Source organism: Paenibacillus sp. 01T431 (genome assembly GCF_056398625.1).
The window spans coordinates 1-16,557 of sequence record NZ_JBFTPT010000010.1; the positions used below are offsets into that span (position 1 = coordinate 1).

The 16,557-nt window shown below is 44.3% G+C and carries 14 protein-coding genes; 8 read left to right on the forward strand and 6 right to left on the reverse strand.

Annotated elements, in window-relative coordinates; genetic code table 11:
* From AC1DM9_RS18720 to AC1DM9_RS18730, 3 genes are all read left to right on the forward strand, one after another.
* Positions 1-259: helix-turn-helix domain-containing protein (locus tag AC1DM9_RS18720; protein WP_477581581.1), on the forward strand; the 259-nt coding region annotated here is incomplete at its 5' end.
* Positions 196-540 (forward strand): IS3 family transposase, encoded by a 345-nt coding sequence (locus tag AC1DM9_RS18725; protein WP_477581583.1) that lies wholly within the window; start codon positions 196-198, stop codon positions 538-540. The genes AC1DM9_RS18720 and AC1DM9_RS18725, both read left to right, overlap by 64 nt.
* 146 nt (positions 541-686) lie before the next feature.
* Positions 687-818, forward strand: a complete 132-nt coding sequence (locus AC1DM9_RS18730) for an IS3 family transposase (RefSeq protein WP_441874601.1) — start codon at positions 687-689, stop codon at positions 816-818.
* 22 nt (positions 819-840) lie between these two features.
* On the opposite strand, the gene AC1DM9_RS18735 is transcribed toward AC1DM9_RS18730, so the two are convergent.
* The 4 genes from AC1DM9_RS18735 to AC1DM9_RS18750 form a co-directional block, all read right to left on the reverse strand.
* Positions 841-1,425 (reverse strand): hypothetical protein, encoded by a 585-nt coding sequence (locus tag AC1DM9_RS18735; RefSeq protein WP_477581585.1) that lies wholly within the window; start codon positions 1,423-1,425, stop codon positions 841-843.
* A 109-nt stretch (positions 1,426-1,534) separates the two neighbouring features.
* Positions 1,535-2,083, reverse strand: a complete 549-nt coding sequence (locus tag AC1DM9_RS18740; RefSeq protein ID WP_477581587.1) for a hypothetical protein — start codon at positions 2,081-2,083, stop codon at positions 1,535-1,537.
* An 11-nt stretch (positions 2,084-2,094) separates the two neighbouring features.
* Positions 2,095-2,256 carry a hypothetical protein gene (locus AC1DM9_RS18745; RefSeq protein WP_477581589.1) on the reverse strand — a complete coding sequence of 54 codons (162 nt, stop codon included), beginning with the start codon at positions 2,254-2,256 and terminating at the stop codon, positions 2,095-2,097.
* A 32-nt stretch (positions 2,257-2,288) separates the two neighbouring features.
* On the reverse strand, positions 2,289-2,747 hold the full coding sequence (locus AC1DM9_RS18750; protein ID WP_441874604.1) for a YhfM domain-containing protein: 459 nt from the start codon (positions 2,745-2,747) through the stop codon (positions 2,289-2,291).
* Between the two features lie 381 nt (positions 2,748-3,128).
* Here AC1DM9_RS18750 and serS point away from each other — a divergent pair, with 381 nt between their 5' ends.
* From serS to AC1DM9_RS18775, 5 genes are all read left to right on the forward strand, one after another.
* A complete protein-coding gene (gene serS, locus AC1DM9_RS18755) occupies positions 3,129-4,412 on the forward strand; it encodes a serine--tRNA ligase (protein WP_441874605.1) in 1,284 nt (427 codons plus the stop codon).
* 543 nt (positions 4,413-4,955) lie between these two features.
* On the forward strand, positions 4,956-9,251 hold the full coding sequence (locus tag AC1DM9_RS18760) for an endo-1,4-beta-xylanase (protein WP_477581591.1): 4,296 nt from the start codon (positions 4,956-4,958) through the stop codon (positions 9,249-9,251).
* 206 nt (positions 9,252-9,457) lie between these two features.
* A complete protein-coding gene (locus AC1DM9_RS18765) occupies positions 9,458-10,423 on the forward strand; it encodes an ABC transporter permease (RefSeq protein ID WP_441874608.1) in 966 nt (321 codons plus the stop codon).
* Between the two features lie 18 nt (positions 10,424-10,441).
* Positions 10,442-11,320, forward strand: coding sequence for a carbohydrate ABC transporter permease (locus AC1DM9_RS18770; RefSeq protein ID WP_441874609.1), 879 nt, complete (start codon positions 10,442-10,444; stop codon positions 11,318-11,320).
* 106 nt (positions 11,321-11,426) lie between these two features.
* On the forward strand, positions 11,427-13,124 hold the full coding sequence (locus AC1DM9_RS18775; RefSeq protein ID WP_441874610.1) for an extracellular solute-binding protein: 1,698 nt from the start codon (positions 11,427-11,429) through the stop codon (positions 13,122-13,124).
* A gap of 59 nt (positions 13,125-13,183) precedes the next feature.
* On the opposite strand, the gene AC1DM9_RS18780 is transcribed toward AC1DM9_RS18775, so the two are convergent.
* Entirely contained in the window at positions 13,184-14,797 is a 1,614-nt protein-coding gene (locus AC1DM9_RS18780) for a response regulator transcription factor (protein WP_441874611.1), read from the reverse strand.
* Positions 14,775-16,487: a sensor histidine kinase gene (locus AC1DM9_RS18785; RefSeq protein WP_441874612.1), complete on the reverse strand. Its 1,713-nt coding sequence runs from the start codon at positions 16,485-16,487 to the stop codon at positions 14,775-14,777. Before AC1DM9_RS18785 ends, AC1DM9_RS18780 begins: the two co-directional genes overlap by 23 nt.
* Between the last annotated feature and the right edge of the window lie 70 nt (positions 16,488-16,557).

Below are 16,557 nucleotides of genomic sequence, written 5' to 3' on the forward strand. Positions count from 1 at the left end.
AAATAACGATGACTATGGGAAGACTGCGGAGCAACATCAGGTTTCCTACCAACAGGTATATCAGTGGGTGAAGAAATACCAAGACGGCGGGCAAGATGCGCTGCAGGATGGACGTGGACGTAAAAAGACCGAAGAAGAGTTAACTGACACAGACCGCCAAAAGCTTGCCATGAAGAAGATGCAGGCTGAAAATGAATGTCTGCGCGCAGAAATTGCATTTCTAAAAAAGTTAGAGGAACTCGAAAGAAGGCGACGCTAAGTCAAGTACGTCAAGAAAACATCTATCTTGCCATTCAAGCTGTACAGCAAGACGGGCAGTTCAGCATAAAGATACTTTGTGAAATTGCAGAGATTCCACGATCCAGCTATTACAAATGGTTGAACCGCAAGCCTAGCGTACGTGAACTAGAAAACCAGAAACTCACAAGAGCGATGATCTCGCTGCATGAGAAGGTAGGCGGTATCTACGGGTACCGTCGATTGACCCTTCACTTATGCAAAGAAACGGAGCGGCAGATTAACCACAAGCGCATCCAGTAGTAAACCGATGCTTTCAATACACTTCTCTGCGGTTCAAAAAGTCATTTGGCAAAAAATTAACCCATAGCATGTCCCTCGTAGGGAGCTGCATTGATAACAGTCCCATAGAATCCTTCTGGGAAACCTTGCAGTGCTAAAAATTTTATTTGCATACATACCGAACTTTTGATGAGCTTGAACGGGACATTGAAGCCTACATTCACTTTTACAATTACGAACGATTACAGGCAAAACTAAACGGCCTCAGTCCAATGGAGTTTAGGACTAAGGCCGTTTAACAGTTTTTATTTTTTGTAATGTCTACTTGACGGGGGGCACTTCAGTGCTACCAACTTCTAGATTAACGGCAATAATGCCGTATGCTTGAGGCTCCTCGGCTGATGCTCCAAACCAAAGCTCACCGTCTCCGACCATCACACCTAGATCGCGAACGAACAAATCATCCACCTTCTGCGCGGCTAGCGCATCCTTCACGGATTTTGTCATAATGGCATCATATTTCTCTATGAACTCTGCTTTGGATGTAATCTCCATCGATGTTTTTCCGTTTACTCGAAGCGGCAGCAGCACTAGGTCTGCAACGGCCTCTTTATCACCCGCGGCAACAGCTGTCTTAACCGCTTCAAACATTTTGATAAAAGCTTTAGGATCCGTAATGCCAGCAGCGGCGAAGGGGTTATCCTTCTCTGAAGAAGCATTTGTTTCTTCGGTTTGATTAGCGGGAGCGATTGCAGCGGAATCTGGATTAGGCTGAGCATCCATTTCACTCGTTCCTGTTTGACTGCAGCCAGCTAATAAAGTCATCGTTATGCCAAAAGCGGCGAAAGCCGCAAAACCTTTCCGCCTTTTATTCTTACGCGGTATTGTTGTTATCTCATTCAGCATGAGAAGCCTCCTTCATGAAGGGCTTGTATAATCAAGCCCATCAGTTCTGTCTCCATGTTATTTTAAACGAGTTGTCCTAATCTCAATCATAAATCCCCAAAATAATGCATTAGCGTCGTCCTAGTTTCCCTTTACGTTTCAATAGAAGGAATACGGTGACGATAACAGCGGCAGCAACGATGGGAATAATAATAAAATAAACCATGTTAGTCATCTTTTTATATTCATCTATCGCTTCAAGATCGTAACTTGCAAGCGACAATGGTTTTGTTCCGCCGCACCAAGTATCAGTCGCTATTTCGCCTGGTTCATACTTGTATAAGTAATTTTTCTTTGTTGTTTGATAAGCATATACTAGATAGTCTGTGCCTTCAGTAAATTCGCTGCCAGCAGTCGTGACAATGGTTACTTTATCGCTGGAGGTGCCTTTTAATGTCGACTTCACTTCAAAGGTTGTTCTGCTTTTGGGATTCATACCGGCTGATTCCTCATAGGAGGTTTCCATAGCTTTAGCAATATATACAAAATCATGTTTTTTAAACAATTGCTTGGGTGCATCGCTCTCGGCACATGACCATGCGAAGCTTTTGGAAGGTGCAATCGTTAGAGACAGGGAGACGAATACGATTAAAAAGAGAAGAGAACGGAACATTTTCATTACTGTATGCCTCATTTTTTTCTAATATAAGAAAAGACCAGTATCCAGAAAATGCATCCGAGCAATATTTCAATTCCGCTATCCGCAACATCTCTACCCGTTCCAGCAAGCAGTATGCCTGAAAAAAAGCCTAAAACAATGCAAATTAATACTTCGAGTAATTTGGATTTCATAATATGCTCCTTATACGTTTGTAATGAATCCGTTATTTTAAAATAGTACCCAGCGTTTCTGCATCCTCTTTCGACGTTTTTTTGTAAGAATGAATGCCGCTTATATAAATCTCAGCGTTGTCGTTCGTAAACCAAACCTCATATAGTACCGCTTTTGCTTCTGACCCATCGGTAGGTTGGAAATGAACTTTATAATCGGCTGGTCTTGTCATTAGGAATTTAACTTCTTCCCATTCGCCTTTGTTTAAAATGCTCCTCACAGTAGAAACAGACTTCTCATCGTTTATTTCCTTATGATCTTCGTATTGGTTTTCCATGCCAACTCTTTTGGCAATGATTAATTTATCGCTTGATTTGGACAACGATTCCGTCAGGTGATCTTTGTTCACCTGCTCTGTATGAGTGGTTAAGCCATTGTTCGCTCCGGAGCTTTCGCAGCTTGCCAGCCCAAACATAATGAGTAAGAATGTAAGTAGAAGACCATATCTCAACAAATGCACCTCCCCTTCATATAACCTACTGACTGTTAATAAGTGGATAAAGTTGCATATGAGGCACACTAAAAAGCTGAATTGGAATTTTATTTCCACAATGACACTTGTGTTGGCCTTATATAATGTGTTATATTACTACAAAATTAATTATCGGATCACGCCAGTGAAGAGAATCCAACTCGGAGGCGTTCTCGTCAAGGGGAGGGAAGCACCTTCCCCCTAAGTTTACCGGGCCCGCCCGTTATCGCGGAACAAAGAGGATTAGACAGTGCGTCTGTTTAATCAATTTGGGTGGCACCGCGAGTAAAAAACGCTCCTCGTCCCATTGGGATGGAGGGCGTTTTTTGTGTTTTTCTAATGAAAAGGAGCGCGGTTAGCATGTTGGACATGAAATGGGTTAGGCAAAATCAAGAGCAAGTACAGACGGTTGCGAATCAGAAGGGGATTCAGATTTCTATTGCAGAGCTGATGCTCTGGGACGAGAAGAAACGTCAGCTAATGCAGGAATCGGATGCTTTACGGGAAATTCGCAACAAGCTCTCGAATCTTATCGGCACACTAGTGAGGCAGAATGCTCAAGCTGAAGTGGAAGAAACGAAGCATAAGGTCAAGGAAACAAATGAGAAGCTGGGCACAGTGGAAGCAGAGCTTGCGATAGTAGAGCAGCATGCAGTTGAGCTCATGGCGTTGGTACCTAATATCGTATCGCCAGACACGCCAGACGGACGATCGGACGCAGACAATATAGAGCAAAAGCGTGTTGGCGAAGCCCCGAGTTTTCCTTTTGAACCAAAGGATCATATGGCGCTGGGTGAGCTGCACCAAATGATTGATGTGCAGCGAGGTGTGAAGGCAGCAGGCAGCCGCAATTATTACTTGAAGGGGGCAGGCGTTTTGCTCCATCGTGCCGTGCAGCAGCTGGCTGTCGATTTGCTGCTGAGAAAAGGCTTCACACTGCTGGAAGTACCATTAATGGTCCGCACCGAAGCGATGAAGCATACTGGCTTTTTCCCGCTTGGTGAGGATCAGACCTACCGGATTGCAGGCGAGGATAAATGGCTGGTAGGCACCTCGGAGGTACCTATGGTTACCTATTACGCGGACGAAATTATAGAGGTAGGAGAGCCAATCAAGCTGGCTGCTGCATCGGTATGCTTCCGCAGCGAGGTCGGCTCGGCTGGCAGAGATGTTCATGGTCTATACCGTGTACATCAGTTTGCCAAGGTCGAGCAGGTTATTTTGTGCGAGGCTGATCCGGCGTTGTCGGAGTCGCTGCTGCAGGAAATAACGGCTAATGCCGAGGAACTGCTTCAATGCCTTGAGCTGCCCTATAGAGTCATGGCAGTATGTACTGGCGATATGTCGCAAAAAACGTATAAGCAATACGATATTGAGACATGGATGCCAAGCAGGCAGGCCTACGGGGAGACGCATTCGTCGTCGAACCTGCATGATTTTCAAGCACGCCGCTCGAATATACGGTACCGTGCAGAGGATGGCTCGTTAAAATATTGCCATACGCTCAACAACACAGCAGTGGCTAGCCCGCGTATTCTCATTCCACTCATCGAGAATCATCAGGAGGAAGACGGCTCGATTCGTATCCCAGCTGCACTTCAGCCTTATATGAGAGGGCTGGAGAAAATAGCAATTAATGAATAAATTGATATGCGGTAAGGAGATGCTCAGCAGCATTTCCTTATCGCATTTTTTTTGTTCTATTTACTTTGATATGAAAAAAGGTTACTCGATTAGGGACAAAGCTAATAATTTGTTATGTGAGTGATGTATTTGTTATATGGAAACGCTTACCTTAGAGCTATACTTCAACTATCCGATTGTAGTACATGAAGTGAAGAGCGGGATTTATATACTAGGGGGAAAAGCATTGAAGAAGAGAGGGGTGCGCTTTGGATGCCCCGGTTGAAGGGGCGTGGGATATGGTCATTGAGGAAGCCAACGCATCAAGGTGCGGAGTGGATGGCTGAGGAATATGGAACTAGGGGAGTTTGGCGTCTATCGCACGGCAGACATGGCTTCCCGAGTGGTTTGGACGGAGACCGAACGCTTGGATGCAGAGCGACTAAGCATGCCTTAGGCCTACTGGGAATTCGGTGCCACCTTTGGTTTATATAATCGCACAACAAAAGAATGGAACAAAGAGCTAGTTGCAGCGCTATGATCATCACATTAAGGAGGATTTATATGAATTTTACTAAACCGTTCGCATTATTTATCGCTTTTGCCATGCTTATCACTATCATTCTTCCTCCCTCTAAGCAGGTGTTTGCTAACGAGAGCAGCACAACCATTCTCACTTCAGATTTTGAGAATGGAACAACGCAGGGCTGGGCGCGTAAAGGAAACGAGTCGCTAACGGTCTCAGGAGATGAGTATCATGGCGGCTCTCATAGCCTGTATATTTCTGGGAGGAGTGAGGATTGGGAGGGACCCAATTACGTTTTAACAGAATTGTTGGCTCCTAACCGCACCTACTCCATTAGTGCTTGGGTCAAGCTATCCCCCGGTACAACGCCAGCTGATATTAAGCTTACAATGAAGAGCCGCATTGACGGGCAAGACCACTGGGAGCAGATAGGCACGGCGGATCAGAATGCCGCATCGCAATGGACCTTAATTAAAAGGAATTATACGACAGGGAGCAAGAATGGCCAATATGATCTTTATGCAGAAGCCACGGCAGGTACCTCCTTTTATTTTGATGATGTTTCCATAGAGCTCGTGCCTGATTTGGAGGGCCCGGTGGGCGATGATCGACTGTTTATCGATTTTGAAGATGGAACGCTTCAGGGGTGGTTGCCACGAGTCGGACATGAGGCGCTGACCGTTTCCGCAGCTGAAGCCTATAGCGGCAGCAACAGTATGTTGGTAGAAGGGCGGAGCCGTACGTTTCATGGGCCAGCACTTGAGCTTAAAAATCACCTTCAAAAGAACAAGGAATATGAATTAAAAGCCTATGTTCGATTAAAGGAAGAGCCAGCCTCTGACATCAAATTGCAAATGACGGCCTATAAGAAGTCCGGATCGGAGAGCTGGAATGCACTAGATACCATTACGATTAAGAAATCGGAGTGGCAGCAATGGTATGAGCTTAAGGGACAACTTAATTACAGCGATTCTCCTACGGAGCTAAAACTATTCATCGAAACGCCTTACATTACGGAGAATACTTCAGATACGTTATCTTTTTATGTAGATGAAGTAACAGTAGTCCCTGTTTCGGCGCTATCGATTCAAAACGATATCGTGTCCTTAAAGGATTATTTTAAGGATGATTTTCCAATTGGTGCTGCCGTCTATACCTGGCAAATGGAAGGAGCCTATGGGGAGCTTCTCAAAAAGCATTTTAACAGCATAACGGCAACTTATGAAATGAAACCAAAGTTTATTTCCCCAGCTGAGAATCAGTATACATTCGATGCAGCCGATTATTATGTGAAATATGCTCAAGATAACGGAATGGGGCTGCGTGGACATGCTCTTCTATGGCATATTGATGCGGCCGAGTGGATGTTTACGGACAGCAATGGACAGCCTGCCAGCCGCGACTTGCTTCTGCAGCGCCTTCAGTCTTACATAGAGACTGTAATGACACGTTATAAAGGAAAAATATACGCATGGGACGTTGTAAACGAAGCTATTGCTGACAATGGGGGAGATGCGGACGGTATTAGAATTTCACCGTGGTATAATCTCATAGGTCCTGATTACATCGAGAAGGCATTCGAATTTGCTCGTGCTGCGGACCCTGATGCCAAGCTGTATTACAATGATTACTTCACAGAGGTTCCGGAAAAAAGAGAACATATCTATCAATTGCTAAAGCGCCTCAAAGCTAAAGGTCTGATCGACGGGGTAGGCTTGCAATCTCACTATGGGTTGGTTACGCCGCCAATTGAAGAAGTTGAAAAGACAATTAAGCTGTTCTCTTCGCTAGGGCTAGATATTCAGGTTACCGAGCTGGATGTTGATAGCGGAGTGAGCATGGGTACGCCTATGCCTGCTGACATAGCTGCAAAACAAGCACATAGATATAAGGAATTGTTTGACTTATACAAAACCTATAAGGACAAGATTTCCTCTGTAACGATTTGGGGACTGCAAGACGAGAAATCCTACAATAATCAGGCTATGCTATTCGATGCGAATCTCCAGGCTAAGCTAGTCTACTGGGGAATTGTAGATCCACTTACACTTCCGATTATTACAAACCGTACGGTATCACTCATGGCAACGCCAACGGCGGGTGATCAGAATTCTGCAGATTCCGTATGGAAAAAAGCTGTACAGACACGGCTTAAACGCAGCGGCAGCGAGTCTGCAACGTTCCGTACCTTATGGGATATGACCAATCTTTACGTTCAAGTAGAGGTTAAAGATGCTACCCGTGACGCAGCGGACAAGTTAGAGCTGTTTATTGATGAGAATAATGGAAAGTCAGCGGTTTATGAGTCAGATGATCGTCGTCTTACTTTTAATCGGTCAGGCGCTGAAAATGGCGACAGCAGCTATAAAATAAAAGAAACAGCAACTGGTTATAGGCTAGAAGCCGTTATTCCTTGGAAAGGCTTAGCGCAAGGAACGGAAGAAATCGGATTCGATATTCGTATTCAGGATGCATCGACAAGCGAGATGCTGCCGGTTTATTGGAATGACAGCACATTAAGTCAAGATCTGGACACAAGCAAGTATGGCGTCATTCAGCTTGCAAGTATGCCAAAAAGCGCACAGTCGATAAAAGGCACTGCACGTATTGATGGACAAATGGAAAGCGAGTGGGAAAAGGCAAAGCCATTCGCTGTGGATCTAACTAATAATAACAGCAAAGCAACGGCTCAAGCTCGCTCTATGTGGACGGATGACAGTCTGCTGCTGCTAATCGACGTAACCGATCCTTTGCTTAAATCAGACGATCCGCAGCCATGGCTGCAGGATTCAATCGAAATTTTCATCGATGAAAATCATCAACGAACTTCGACCTATCAATATGACGATGCACAATATCGGATAAATATTGATAATGCGGCAACTTTTGCTGGAAATGCTTCTCCTTCTCGTCTGGAGAGCGCAGTTGTAAAAACAGAGAAAGGCTACCGCATGGAAGTGAAGATCGCGCTGCCTGAGCTTCGTCCGAATAAAGATAGTGTAATAGGTCTGGACATTCAGGTGAATGACGATCAGGGGGAAGGAGTGCACAGCACCGCCAAATGGAACGATCCAACAAACGATTCATGGAGAAATACTTCCCAATTCGGCATTTTGACTTTTGCCGAGTCAGAAAATAACAGTGGTATCGATAATGGCGGTGACAAACCTGGAAGCTCTGGGCAATCTGGCAGCACTGCTGATCCTGTGATGACCATTACTCAGGAGAATTTTCAGAACGGGTCGCCTAATCAGGTGAGCATCAGCGTACCAGAAGGTAAGCATCAAGTACGGCTGCCCCTTCAATTAGCTGGTCTATTAAAAGGCAGAGAGCTGGAGCTAGCCAAGGGGTCTGCTACACTAACAATTGATTCAAAAGTGCTCCAGCTCCTCATTGATCAGTTGAAGCCTGAATTGCGGAATGGAGCTGAGCTGTCGCTTCGTATGGAGCCCGCTAAAGAAGCTTCAGGCAGTCAGCAGCTAAAAGGAGAGCAAGGGTTATCTGCGAAGTTTATTGGCGGAGAAAGCTGGTCCTTCGAACTGTCTTTAATAACAGGTAATGGTCGTGAGATTAAGGCTGGCACATTTGATGGAGTAGTCACCCTATCTTTCTCCTATTCAGCGGAAGCCAATATGAAGAAGTCGCTCTTAGGCATTTACATGCTGAATGAGCAGACCAATAAGTGGGAATATGTAGGCGGGAAGAATGACGAAAAAACGAATCATATCTCTGTTGATCTTGCGCATTTCAGTAAGTACGCGCTGCTTGAATATGATAAGAGCTTCAATGACGTTAATTCAAGCCACTGGGTTTACGAGCCGTTGAAGGTGCTGTCTGCAAAACAGATTGTGAATGGCCAAACCGCTGCTCTCTTTGCTCCAGACAAATCTATTACGCGAGCGGAGTTTACCGTTCTATTGGTACGCCTGCTTGGACTTAAAGAGCAAGGGGCCTCCAGCTTCAAAGACGCTGCGGAAGGAACTTGGTTCTCGTCGGCGGTTAATGCTGCCTTTCACGCAGGAATTGTTAAGGGTGTGTCAGCGGATCGGTTTGCTCCGCTTGCAAACATTACCCGTGAAGAAATGGCGGTTATGCTTGCCAATGCGTATGCATACCAAGCAAAAACGAAACCTGAGGAGACTAACGTCGAGCTAGTATACGTAGACAAAGCTAACATCTCAGCATGGGCGGAGAACGCTGTTTCTATTGTTTCTTCGCATGGAATGATGAAGGGCAAGGATGATCATCGTTTTGTTCCTAGTGAGCATACTACTCGGGCAGAGTCAGTTCAAGCTTTATATAATATGCTCATGATCCTGAATACAAGCAAATAATGAATGGATTTAATGACGCCAAGCTCTCTTCTATAGAAGGGGGCTTGGCGTTTTATTTGTATTCAAACAGCGTCAGCTCGGATATTAACAATTTGTTATCGATGCTTATGATTTATCATAGTAGCGTCTCTAGGCGCCACTTATAATGAGAACAGACGATAGGACAGATAGGGTTTATGTCATTCAAACAGAAGGGAAGCACACAAATGAAGAAATCAATAACGCCAGCAGATGCCCTTGCAGAGACCGCTCCACAGCTGTCTAAACGCACGGATCGCCGCTCCAAATGGCAAAGGGCGTTGGTGCTGGATGCGATGCTGCTGCCAGCGGTTATCCTTACTTTAATCTTTGCTTACATTCCAATGTTCGGACTCGTAATTGCTTTCCAAGATTTCAAGCCTTGGCTAGGATTTTCCCAATCCAATTGGATTGGCTTGGAGCACTTTCGTTACCTTTTCAGTACGCCAGAGTACGTACAAGTCATTTGGAATACCGTTATTATAGCCGGAATGAAGATGGTTTCAGGACTCATCGCTCCGTTTACCTTCGCTCTCTTGCTCAATGAAGTGAGAAAGGCGGCTTTCAAACGGACGGTACAGACGCTGGTTTACTTGCCGCATTTCCTTTCTTGGGTCATCTTAGGGGGCATCTTGCTGGACATGCTGTCCAGTGAAGGACTCGTCAATCAGTTTCTAGGCGCGGTGTTCGGTTTAAAACCGATATTCTTCCTCGGCGACGGCAATTGGTTCCGATTTATCGTTGTTGTAAGCGATGTCTGGAAGGAGTTTGGATTTGGAACGATCGTATTCCTTGCTTCACTAGCAGGAATTAATCCGTCATTGTACGAGGCGGCGGAAGTAGATGGAGCGAACAGATGGCATCAAACCTTGTTCATTACCATCCCAGCACTTATCCCAATTACAATCGTGGTTGGAACACTCTCTTTAGGCAATATATTGAATGCGGGCTTTGACCAAATATTCAATCTGTATAATGCATTGGTTTTCGACAAAGGGGATATTATTGATACGTTTGTCTATCGTATCGGTATCATAGATGGAAAGTTCGGATTCTCCACAGCAATTGGGCTTTTCAAATCGGTCGTAGGCTTCGTGCTTATCGTCGCAGCTTACCGCTTGGCTTACAAACTGGCCAATTACCGTATTTTCTAGAAAGGATGAACCGACAGTATGTATCATAAATCGAACACCTACAAATTATTCACAGTGATCAACTATACGTTCCTAACTATATTATCTATTGCTTGCATTATTCCATTAATTCATATTTTAGCTGTTTCATTCAGTGGGAAAGCAGCTGCGAACGCTAATTTGGTCGGATTGCTGCCCGTTCAGTTCACGGTTGAAGCCTATAGCAAGACATTGGAGAATGAGAATTTTATTCGCTCTTTATGGGTAGCTGTTCAGCGTACTACATTAGGCACGATGATCAGTATGGTACTCGTTACGCTCGCGGCGTATCCACTATCTAAAGAAGCTCAACATTTCAAACGCAGAAGTATATATACGTGGTTTTTTGTCTTCACGATGTTATTCAGCGGTGGCTTGATTCCCTTCTACATTCTAATTCAAAAGCTAAACATGATGAATACGCTTTGGGTGCTTATCATTCCGGGAGCTGTATCAGTATGGAATATGATACTCCTTCTTAATTTCTTTCGCGGGGTGCCTAGGGATTTGGAGGAAGCTGCATTCATCGATGGAGCTGGCCATCTGAGAACACTATTCAGTATTTATTTGCCAGTATCGATGCCTGCAATTGCTACACTATCGTTATTCTCAATGGTTGGTCATTGGAATTCCTGGTTTGATGGTCTAATCTTTATGACTGATCATAAAAACTATCCACTTGCGACTTTCCTGCAGACCATTATCGTACAGCAAGACTTCAGCAAAGTGACGGTGCGTCCTGAAGACTTGGAAAATATTTCACAAAGAACTGTAAAGGCTGCTCAAATCTTTATCGGCATGGCACCCATTCTCCTTGTGTATCCGTTCCTTCAAAGATTTTTCGTCAAAGGAATTGTACTTGGTGCCGTGAAGGAATAATGGATTTGCTTCATGAGAGGGGTGTTGCTGCACAGTAGGATCTATCTATGATTTGGTTGGAAGGGTCAAAGCAAACCAAATAAATTCAATTGGGGGAAATAAAGATATGCTAACTAAATTGAAAAAGCCGGCTGTTATGGTTATGACAGGGGCAATGCTGATGGCATCGCTTGCAGCTTGCGGCAGCAATAAAGACGATCAAACAGAAGAAAAGGCCGATAATGATTCCTTTTATTCAGCGAAGTTCGAGAATGGAAAATATGTGGAGCCTGTTTCCATTACGACGGTCTTCCCTATTACAACCAATTTAAAATTCAAAAATGGCGAAAATATTGATAATAACGTTCATACAAAGTGGGCGAAAGACACTTTGGGTATTGATATTAAGTACTTATGGACGGTCAGCGATCAAAACAATGCCTACCAAACGAAGCTTAGGCTGATGCTTACCTCGGGGCAGGAAATGCCGGATATTATTTCATTCAGGGGCGATCCAACGCTGATTGCTGATTTAATTTCGAGCGGGCAGTTTGCGGATGCAGGAGAACTGTTCGATAAATATGCTTCCGATACCTATAAAGAAGCAATGGCACAGGACCCAACGGTTTGGAACCCGTACATGCGTGATGGAAAACGAATGGGAATTCCGATTTTGGAGAATGCCTACAATAATGATCCAGTCATGTATATTCGTGAAGATTGGTTGAAAAAATTAAACTTGAAGGCTCCTCAGACGATCGATGAGCTTGAAACGGTAATGGAGGCCTTTACTAATCAGGATCCAGACGGTAATGGCAAGAAGGATACCACAGCTTTATCCGTTGGCTTTAAAAACAATTTGAATACTTGGATGTCCGAGACAGGATGGGTGTTTGGCATGTTTGGCGTAATGCCAAACCAATGGAACGTAGGGGCCGATGGCAAGCTTGCCTATGGTTCTATTCAGCCAGAGATGAAGCCTGCACTCTCCAAGCTGCAGGATTGGATGAAGAAGGGCTACATTTCGCAAGAGTCGGGACTGTATGATGAAGTAAAGGCTTCAGAAGCTTTCACAGCTGGCAAATCAGGTATCATTGTTGGCCCTTATTGGATGACAGGCTGGCCAATTCCCGATTTGAAAACAAATGTCCCTACTTCTGAATATAAGCCGTATCCGCTGCCTGCTGGTCCTGATGGCAAGGTTGGCCGTCATGGAACTCCAATTAGCACAGGTGCGGTTCTTATCAATAAAAACATGAAAAATAAAGATGCATTCTTCGTCTATCAGAATTACCTATTTGACAACTGGGCAAACCCTGATGGGGATGGTCCATTCTCTAAAGGCTTCGCAAAAGGGTATGACTATGATATTGGCCCGAACGGTGAGATTTACCGCGAGCAGGATAGTGATAAAATCCCTGGCGGTTGGGTAGATGCCATACGATATACACTAACCTTTGATGGAGCCATCATTCCTTTTCTTCGTATCAACGGGTTAGCAAAACTAGCGAACGGTGAAAAGCCGTCCACGCCGTATGAAGAGACGCTTACTACCTCTATTCCAGAGCAAATGCAAGCGGCGAAGATTGTTGTTGATCAGAAGGATGCTATTATGCCTAGTATGTTTACTGGTACTCCTACGGAGACGCAGCTATCCAAAGGCGATATGCTAAGCAAGCTGGAGAAGGAAGTACTGAACAAAATCATTTATAATAAAACCTCGGTTGATGAATTCGATGCTTTTGTTGAAAGATATAATTCTTCAGGCGGAGCGAAAATAGCGGAAGAAGTCAACAAATGGTACGATGAAATTAAGTCAAAATAAATAACAGCAAGAAGGGCGGCTCATTTATGGGCTGCCCTTCTTGCTGTTATTTAATTCAACTAGGTCTTATCCCGAAAATCCTGAGGGGTCATACCATGCTGCTCCTTGAATACCTTAATGAAGTATTGTGAATTTGAATAACCGAGCTTATCCGAAATTTCGTATACCTTATCGGTTGAATTTCGGAGCAAAGCAACGGCATGCTCCATCTTCACACTGAGAATATACTCACTCAGGCTGCTGCCGCTCAGCTGCTTGAACAGCTTGGATACGTAAACAGGATGGAGGGATACGCAATCGGCTATCGATTGCAGGCTGACTGTCGACAGATGAGATGAAATAAATACTTGGATCTCTCGAATAATTGCTTGTTGTTGACTAGAAACGTCTTTCTCCAGCTTCTCCTTTAGTGTTAAGGCAAGCTGTTTTGCCCATTCAATAAGCTGACAAAGTGAGCGGAACGTTTGTCTATACATAAGCGCATTTCCCGCTACATCTGACAGGAGAACATTGTTTCTATGAGCTATGTAATGGAAGGAGGACATGAGCACCGTACTTATTGCATCCAAATGCTCTTCCGTTTGCTCGGATAAAGCGCTGAAAGCTTCCTCAACTTGGTTCAATCTGTCTTCAAATCCGTCCCATTGGCTGGTTTCCAGCAGATGGATAAACGTAGGCGGATCATATAATACGTTCATGGATCGAACGTAGGATACTTGTGACGGCTGCTCGGCAAGCGCTAGAAAATAGCCTGTACCGTTTCCGACTTGCTTTCTGATTGCTGTGACTGCATTCTCATGCATATGGCGAAGATCACTACTGAATTTTCCCGGATAGGTAAGGATGACCGATATGCCGCCCCCCAAGTATTCATTCACATTACGATGCAATTGGAGTGAACGACTGGTAAGCTCCTTTAATAGACTTTCAGAGTTCTGAAACCCGTCTGTTTGTTTTGCTTTGAGCGTAAATATAAGATAATCATAAGCATCTCGGCAATGCCAAGTCTCGAAGGAGTCCTCGAGCAGCTCGCAAGCGATGTTTGTCACTGCATATTCGAAAAGTAGCAGGCTGTTTTGTCCATAGCGGTTGAAATGCTCCTCCAGACGAATGACAAGAAGAAAGACATCATCGTCTTTCCCATAGGTCAGTGAGAAGCTGGAAAGCTTGTCGACAAGAGCCTCCTCCGAGTAGTTCTTGCCTTGCAGCAGCTCATTAAGGAGCTTGTCCTTCATGACAGGAAGATGCTCCCGGAACGTGAATAAAGCCTGCTCGTAGGATGCGGTCTGCTCCATCTCCTCTTTCATGATATTTATCGTTTCTTCAAGACAGAGGCCGAGCTTATTATGATCAAGCGGCTTAATTAAATAGTCTACGACCCCCTGCTTTATCGCCTCCTGGGCATATTCGAATTCCGCATAGCCAGTAAGCAGAATGCATTTGATTGCCTTATTAAATTCTTTAACTCGTGAAATGAGCTCTAGTCCAGTCATTCCTGGCATGGCAATATCTGTAATGAGAATATCAATAGAATTCCGTTCAATGACCTGCAGCGCCTCTATGCCGGAATAAGCTGTATATACCTTTTCAACCCCATATTTGGTCCAGGGGAAGGCAATTTCTAGATCATCGACGACATAGGATTCGTCATCAACTAATAATACTTGTAGCATGGTTGTCCTCCTGCTTTTGAATTGTAATGATATAACAAGTTCCTTCGGCTAATTTAGATTGAATAGTCAGCCCAGATCTCTTTCCAAAATATAGCTTGAGACGCTGGTGTACATTCCTCATGCCTGTACCTACCTTATTCTCAGAAAATATGCGTTCCTCGATATGTTGATTAACGATAGAGAGTCTATCCTCCGCTATTCCGACTCCGCTATCTTGAATGAATATACGCAGGGACTGCTCGTCCTCCTCCGCACTAATCTTGATCTGACCGGGATGCAGAGAGGGTTCTATGCCATGCTGAATGCAATTCTCGACAAGCGGTTGAAGGATCATTCTAGGCAAGCGATACATACACATGGATGGTGGGATATCAATAGAGAAGGTCATCGACCGTTTACGCAACTGTAAAATGGACAGGTAGTGCTCAACGAAGACAAGCTCCTCGTTAATGGTAGAATCGATATTTTCAATTTTGTGAACGTATCTGCAATAAGCTCCGAGATGAAGCGTCATCGCAGTTACGGATTCATGGTCCTCGATGCTGGCTTTACTCTGAATATAATTCAAGCAGTTATACAAAAAATGGGGATTAATTTGAGCTTGGTATTGCTTAAGTCTTGCTTCGGTAACTTCCAGCTCTGCAACGAGCACCTGCTCAATGAGTCGCTGCGTATTCTCGGCCATACGATTAAAGGAGTTGCCAAGCATTCTGAACTCGGTTGCATGAAGATCGATGACACGACTAGAAAAATCACCGCGATCAAATTTGTCAATAGCCTTCCTTAGTACAATAACAGGTGTCTGCACTTGCCTGCGCAGCACGAGGCTATACATCAGTGAAATAAGCAGCAGCACAATGATGGAAAATATAAAAAGAATATTATTTTGAGAAATAGGCTCAATGAACTGACGCATAGGGTGGTAATCTATAAAGTACAAATCAAGCAAGTCAGATTTCATATAGTTGAGCAGGTATTCAGTTCCATTGTCGTCGACCGATAAAAAGCCGCTCTTTCCCTCAATTAACGGAATAATTCGGCCTGTCGTATCCTCCAGTAGAGGGGAATTACCAGTTTGGATAATCGTTTTGTTAAAAGAATCATAAAGCAAAGGGGTTCCGGATGAGTACTGCTTCATCATTTTAAGTAGATTATCCAAAGACACTCTTGTTTCAATAAGCAATGGACCGATATGGCTCCGGGTCAAATTAGAATAATATCCAGTACCATCCTTCTCCCAGTGCACGACCCACTTATTCAGCCGTTGGGAGGGCGGATTATAGGTTGAGAAGGATAATGTACTGTCGGAAGAGACGGTTTCCTTCAAATCAGGGTAGTAGAGAGTGATCGTGTTGTTCCAGGATGTAGAGGCACTGTTGAGAGCGAGCTTGTCAATAATAGCTAATTTCGCTTCGTACTTGGAATAGGCATCCCCGAATTGCAGGACATAGGGATATCCTCTGACCGAATGGTCTTCAGACATGGTCGTCGTATTCATAAGGACTTGCTCGAACTGGGTGGAGAGTTGTGAGGTCATGAATTTGACTTCACCAATTTTGTTTTTCTTTAGTTCTTCTTGGATGTCCGTTACATTAAGCCGATATATAATCCAGAAAATAATGATGATTAAGAAGAACATGAGCAGTAGCCCTAGCATCAGCTTTTGAAATATAGAAAGACCAGCATTCATGATTAATATTCCTCCGGAAATTTAAATAGCAGCACCTTCTATTTTACTATATTTTAATAAGCATGGTGGG

What these genes read in the sequence shown, in the direction of transcription:
- AC1DM9_RS18785 (WP_441874612.1), bottom strand. Translation starts at nt 16,487, where the DNA reads ATGAATGCTGGTCTTTCTATATTTCAAAAGCTGATGCTAGGGCTACTG.
- serS (WP_441874605.1), top strand. Translation starts at nt 3,129, where the DNA reads ATGTTGGACATGAAATGGGTTAGGCAAAATCAAGAGCAAGTACAGACG.
- AC1DM9_RS18745 (WP_477581589.1), bottom strand. Translation starts at nt 2,256, where the DNA reads ATGAAATCCAAATTACTCGAAGTATTAATTTGCATTGTTTTAGGCTTT.
- AC1DM9_RS18735 (WP_477581585.1), bottom strand. Translation starts at nt 1,425, where the DNA reads ATGCTGAATGAGATAACAACAATACCGCGTAAGAATAAAAGGCGGAAA.
- AC1DM9_RS18775 (WP_441874610.1), top strand. Translation starts at nt 11,427, where the DNA reads ATGCTAACTAAATTGAAAAAGCCGGCTGTTATGGTTATGACAGGGGCA.
- AC1DM9_RS18760 (WP_477581591.1), top strand. Translation starts at nt 4,956, where the DNA reads ATGAATTTTACTAAACCGTTCGCATTATTTATCGCTTTTGCCATGCTT.
- AC1DM9_RS18780 (WP_441874611.1), bottom strand. Translation starts at nt 14,797, where the DNA reads ATGCTACAAGTATTATTAGTTGATGACGAATCCTATGTCGTCGATGAT.
- AC1DM9_RS18765 (WP_441874608.1), top strand. Translation starts at nt 9,458, where the DNA reads ATGAAGAAATCAATAACGCCAGCAGATGCCCTTGCAGAGACCGCTCCA.
- AC1DM9_RS18770 (WP_441874609.1), top strand. Translation starts at nt 10,442, where the DNA reads ATGTATCATAAATCGAACACCTACAAATTATTCACAGTGATCAACTAT.
- AC1DM9_RS18740 (WP_477581587.1), bottom strand. Translation starts at nt 2,083, where the DNA reads ATGAAAATGTTCCGTTCTCTTCTCTTTTTAATCGTATTCGTCTCCCTG.
- AC1DM9_RS18725 (WP_477581583.1), top strand. Translation starts at nt 196, where the DNA reads ATGTCTGCGCGCAGAAATTGCATTTCTAAAAAAGTTAGAGGAACTCGA.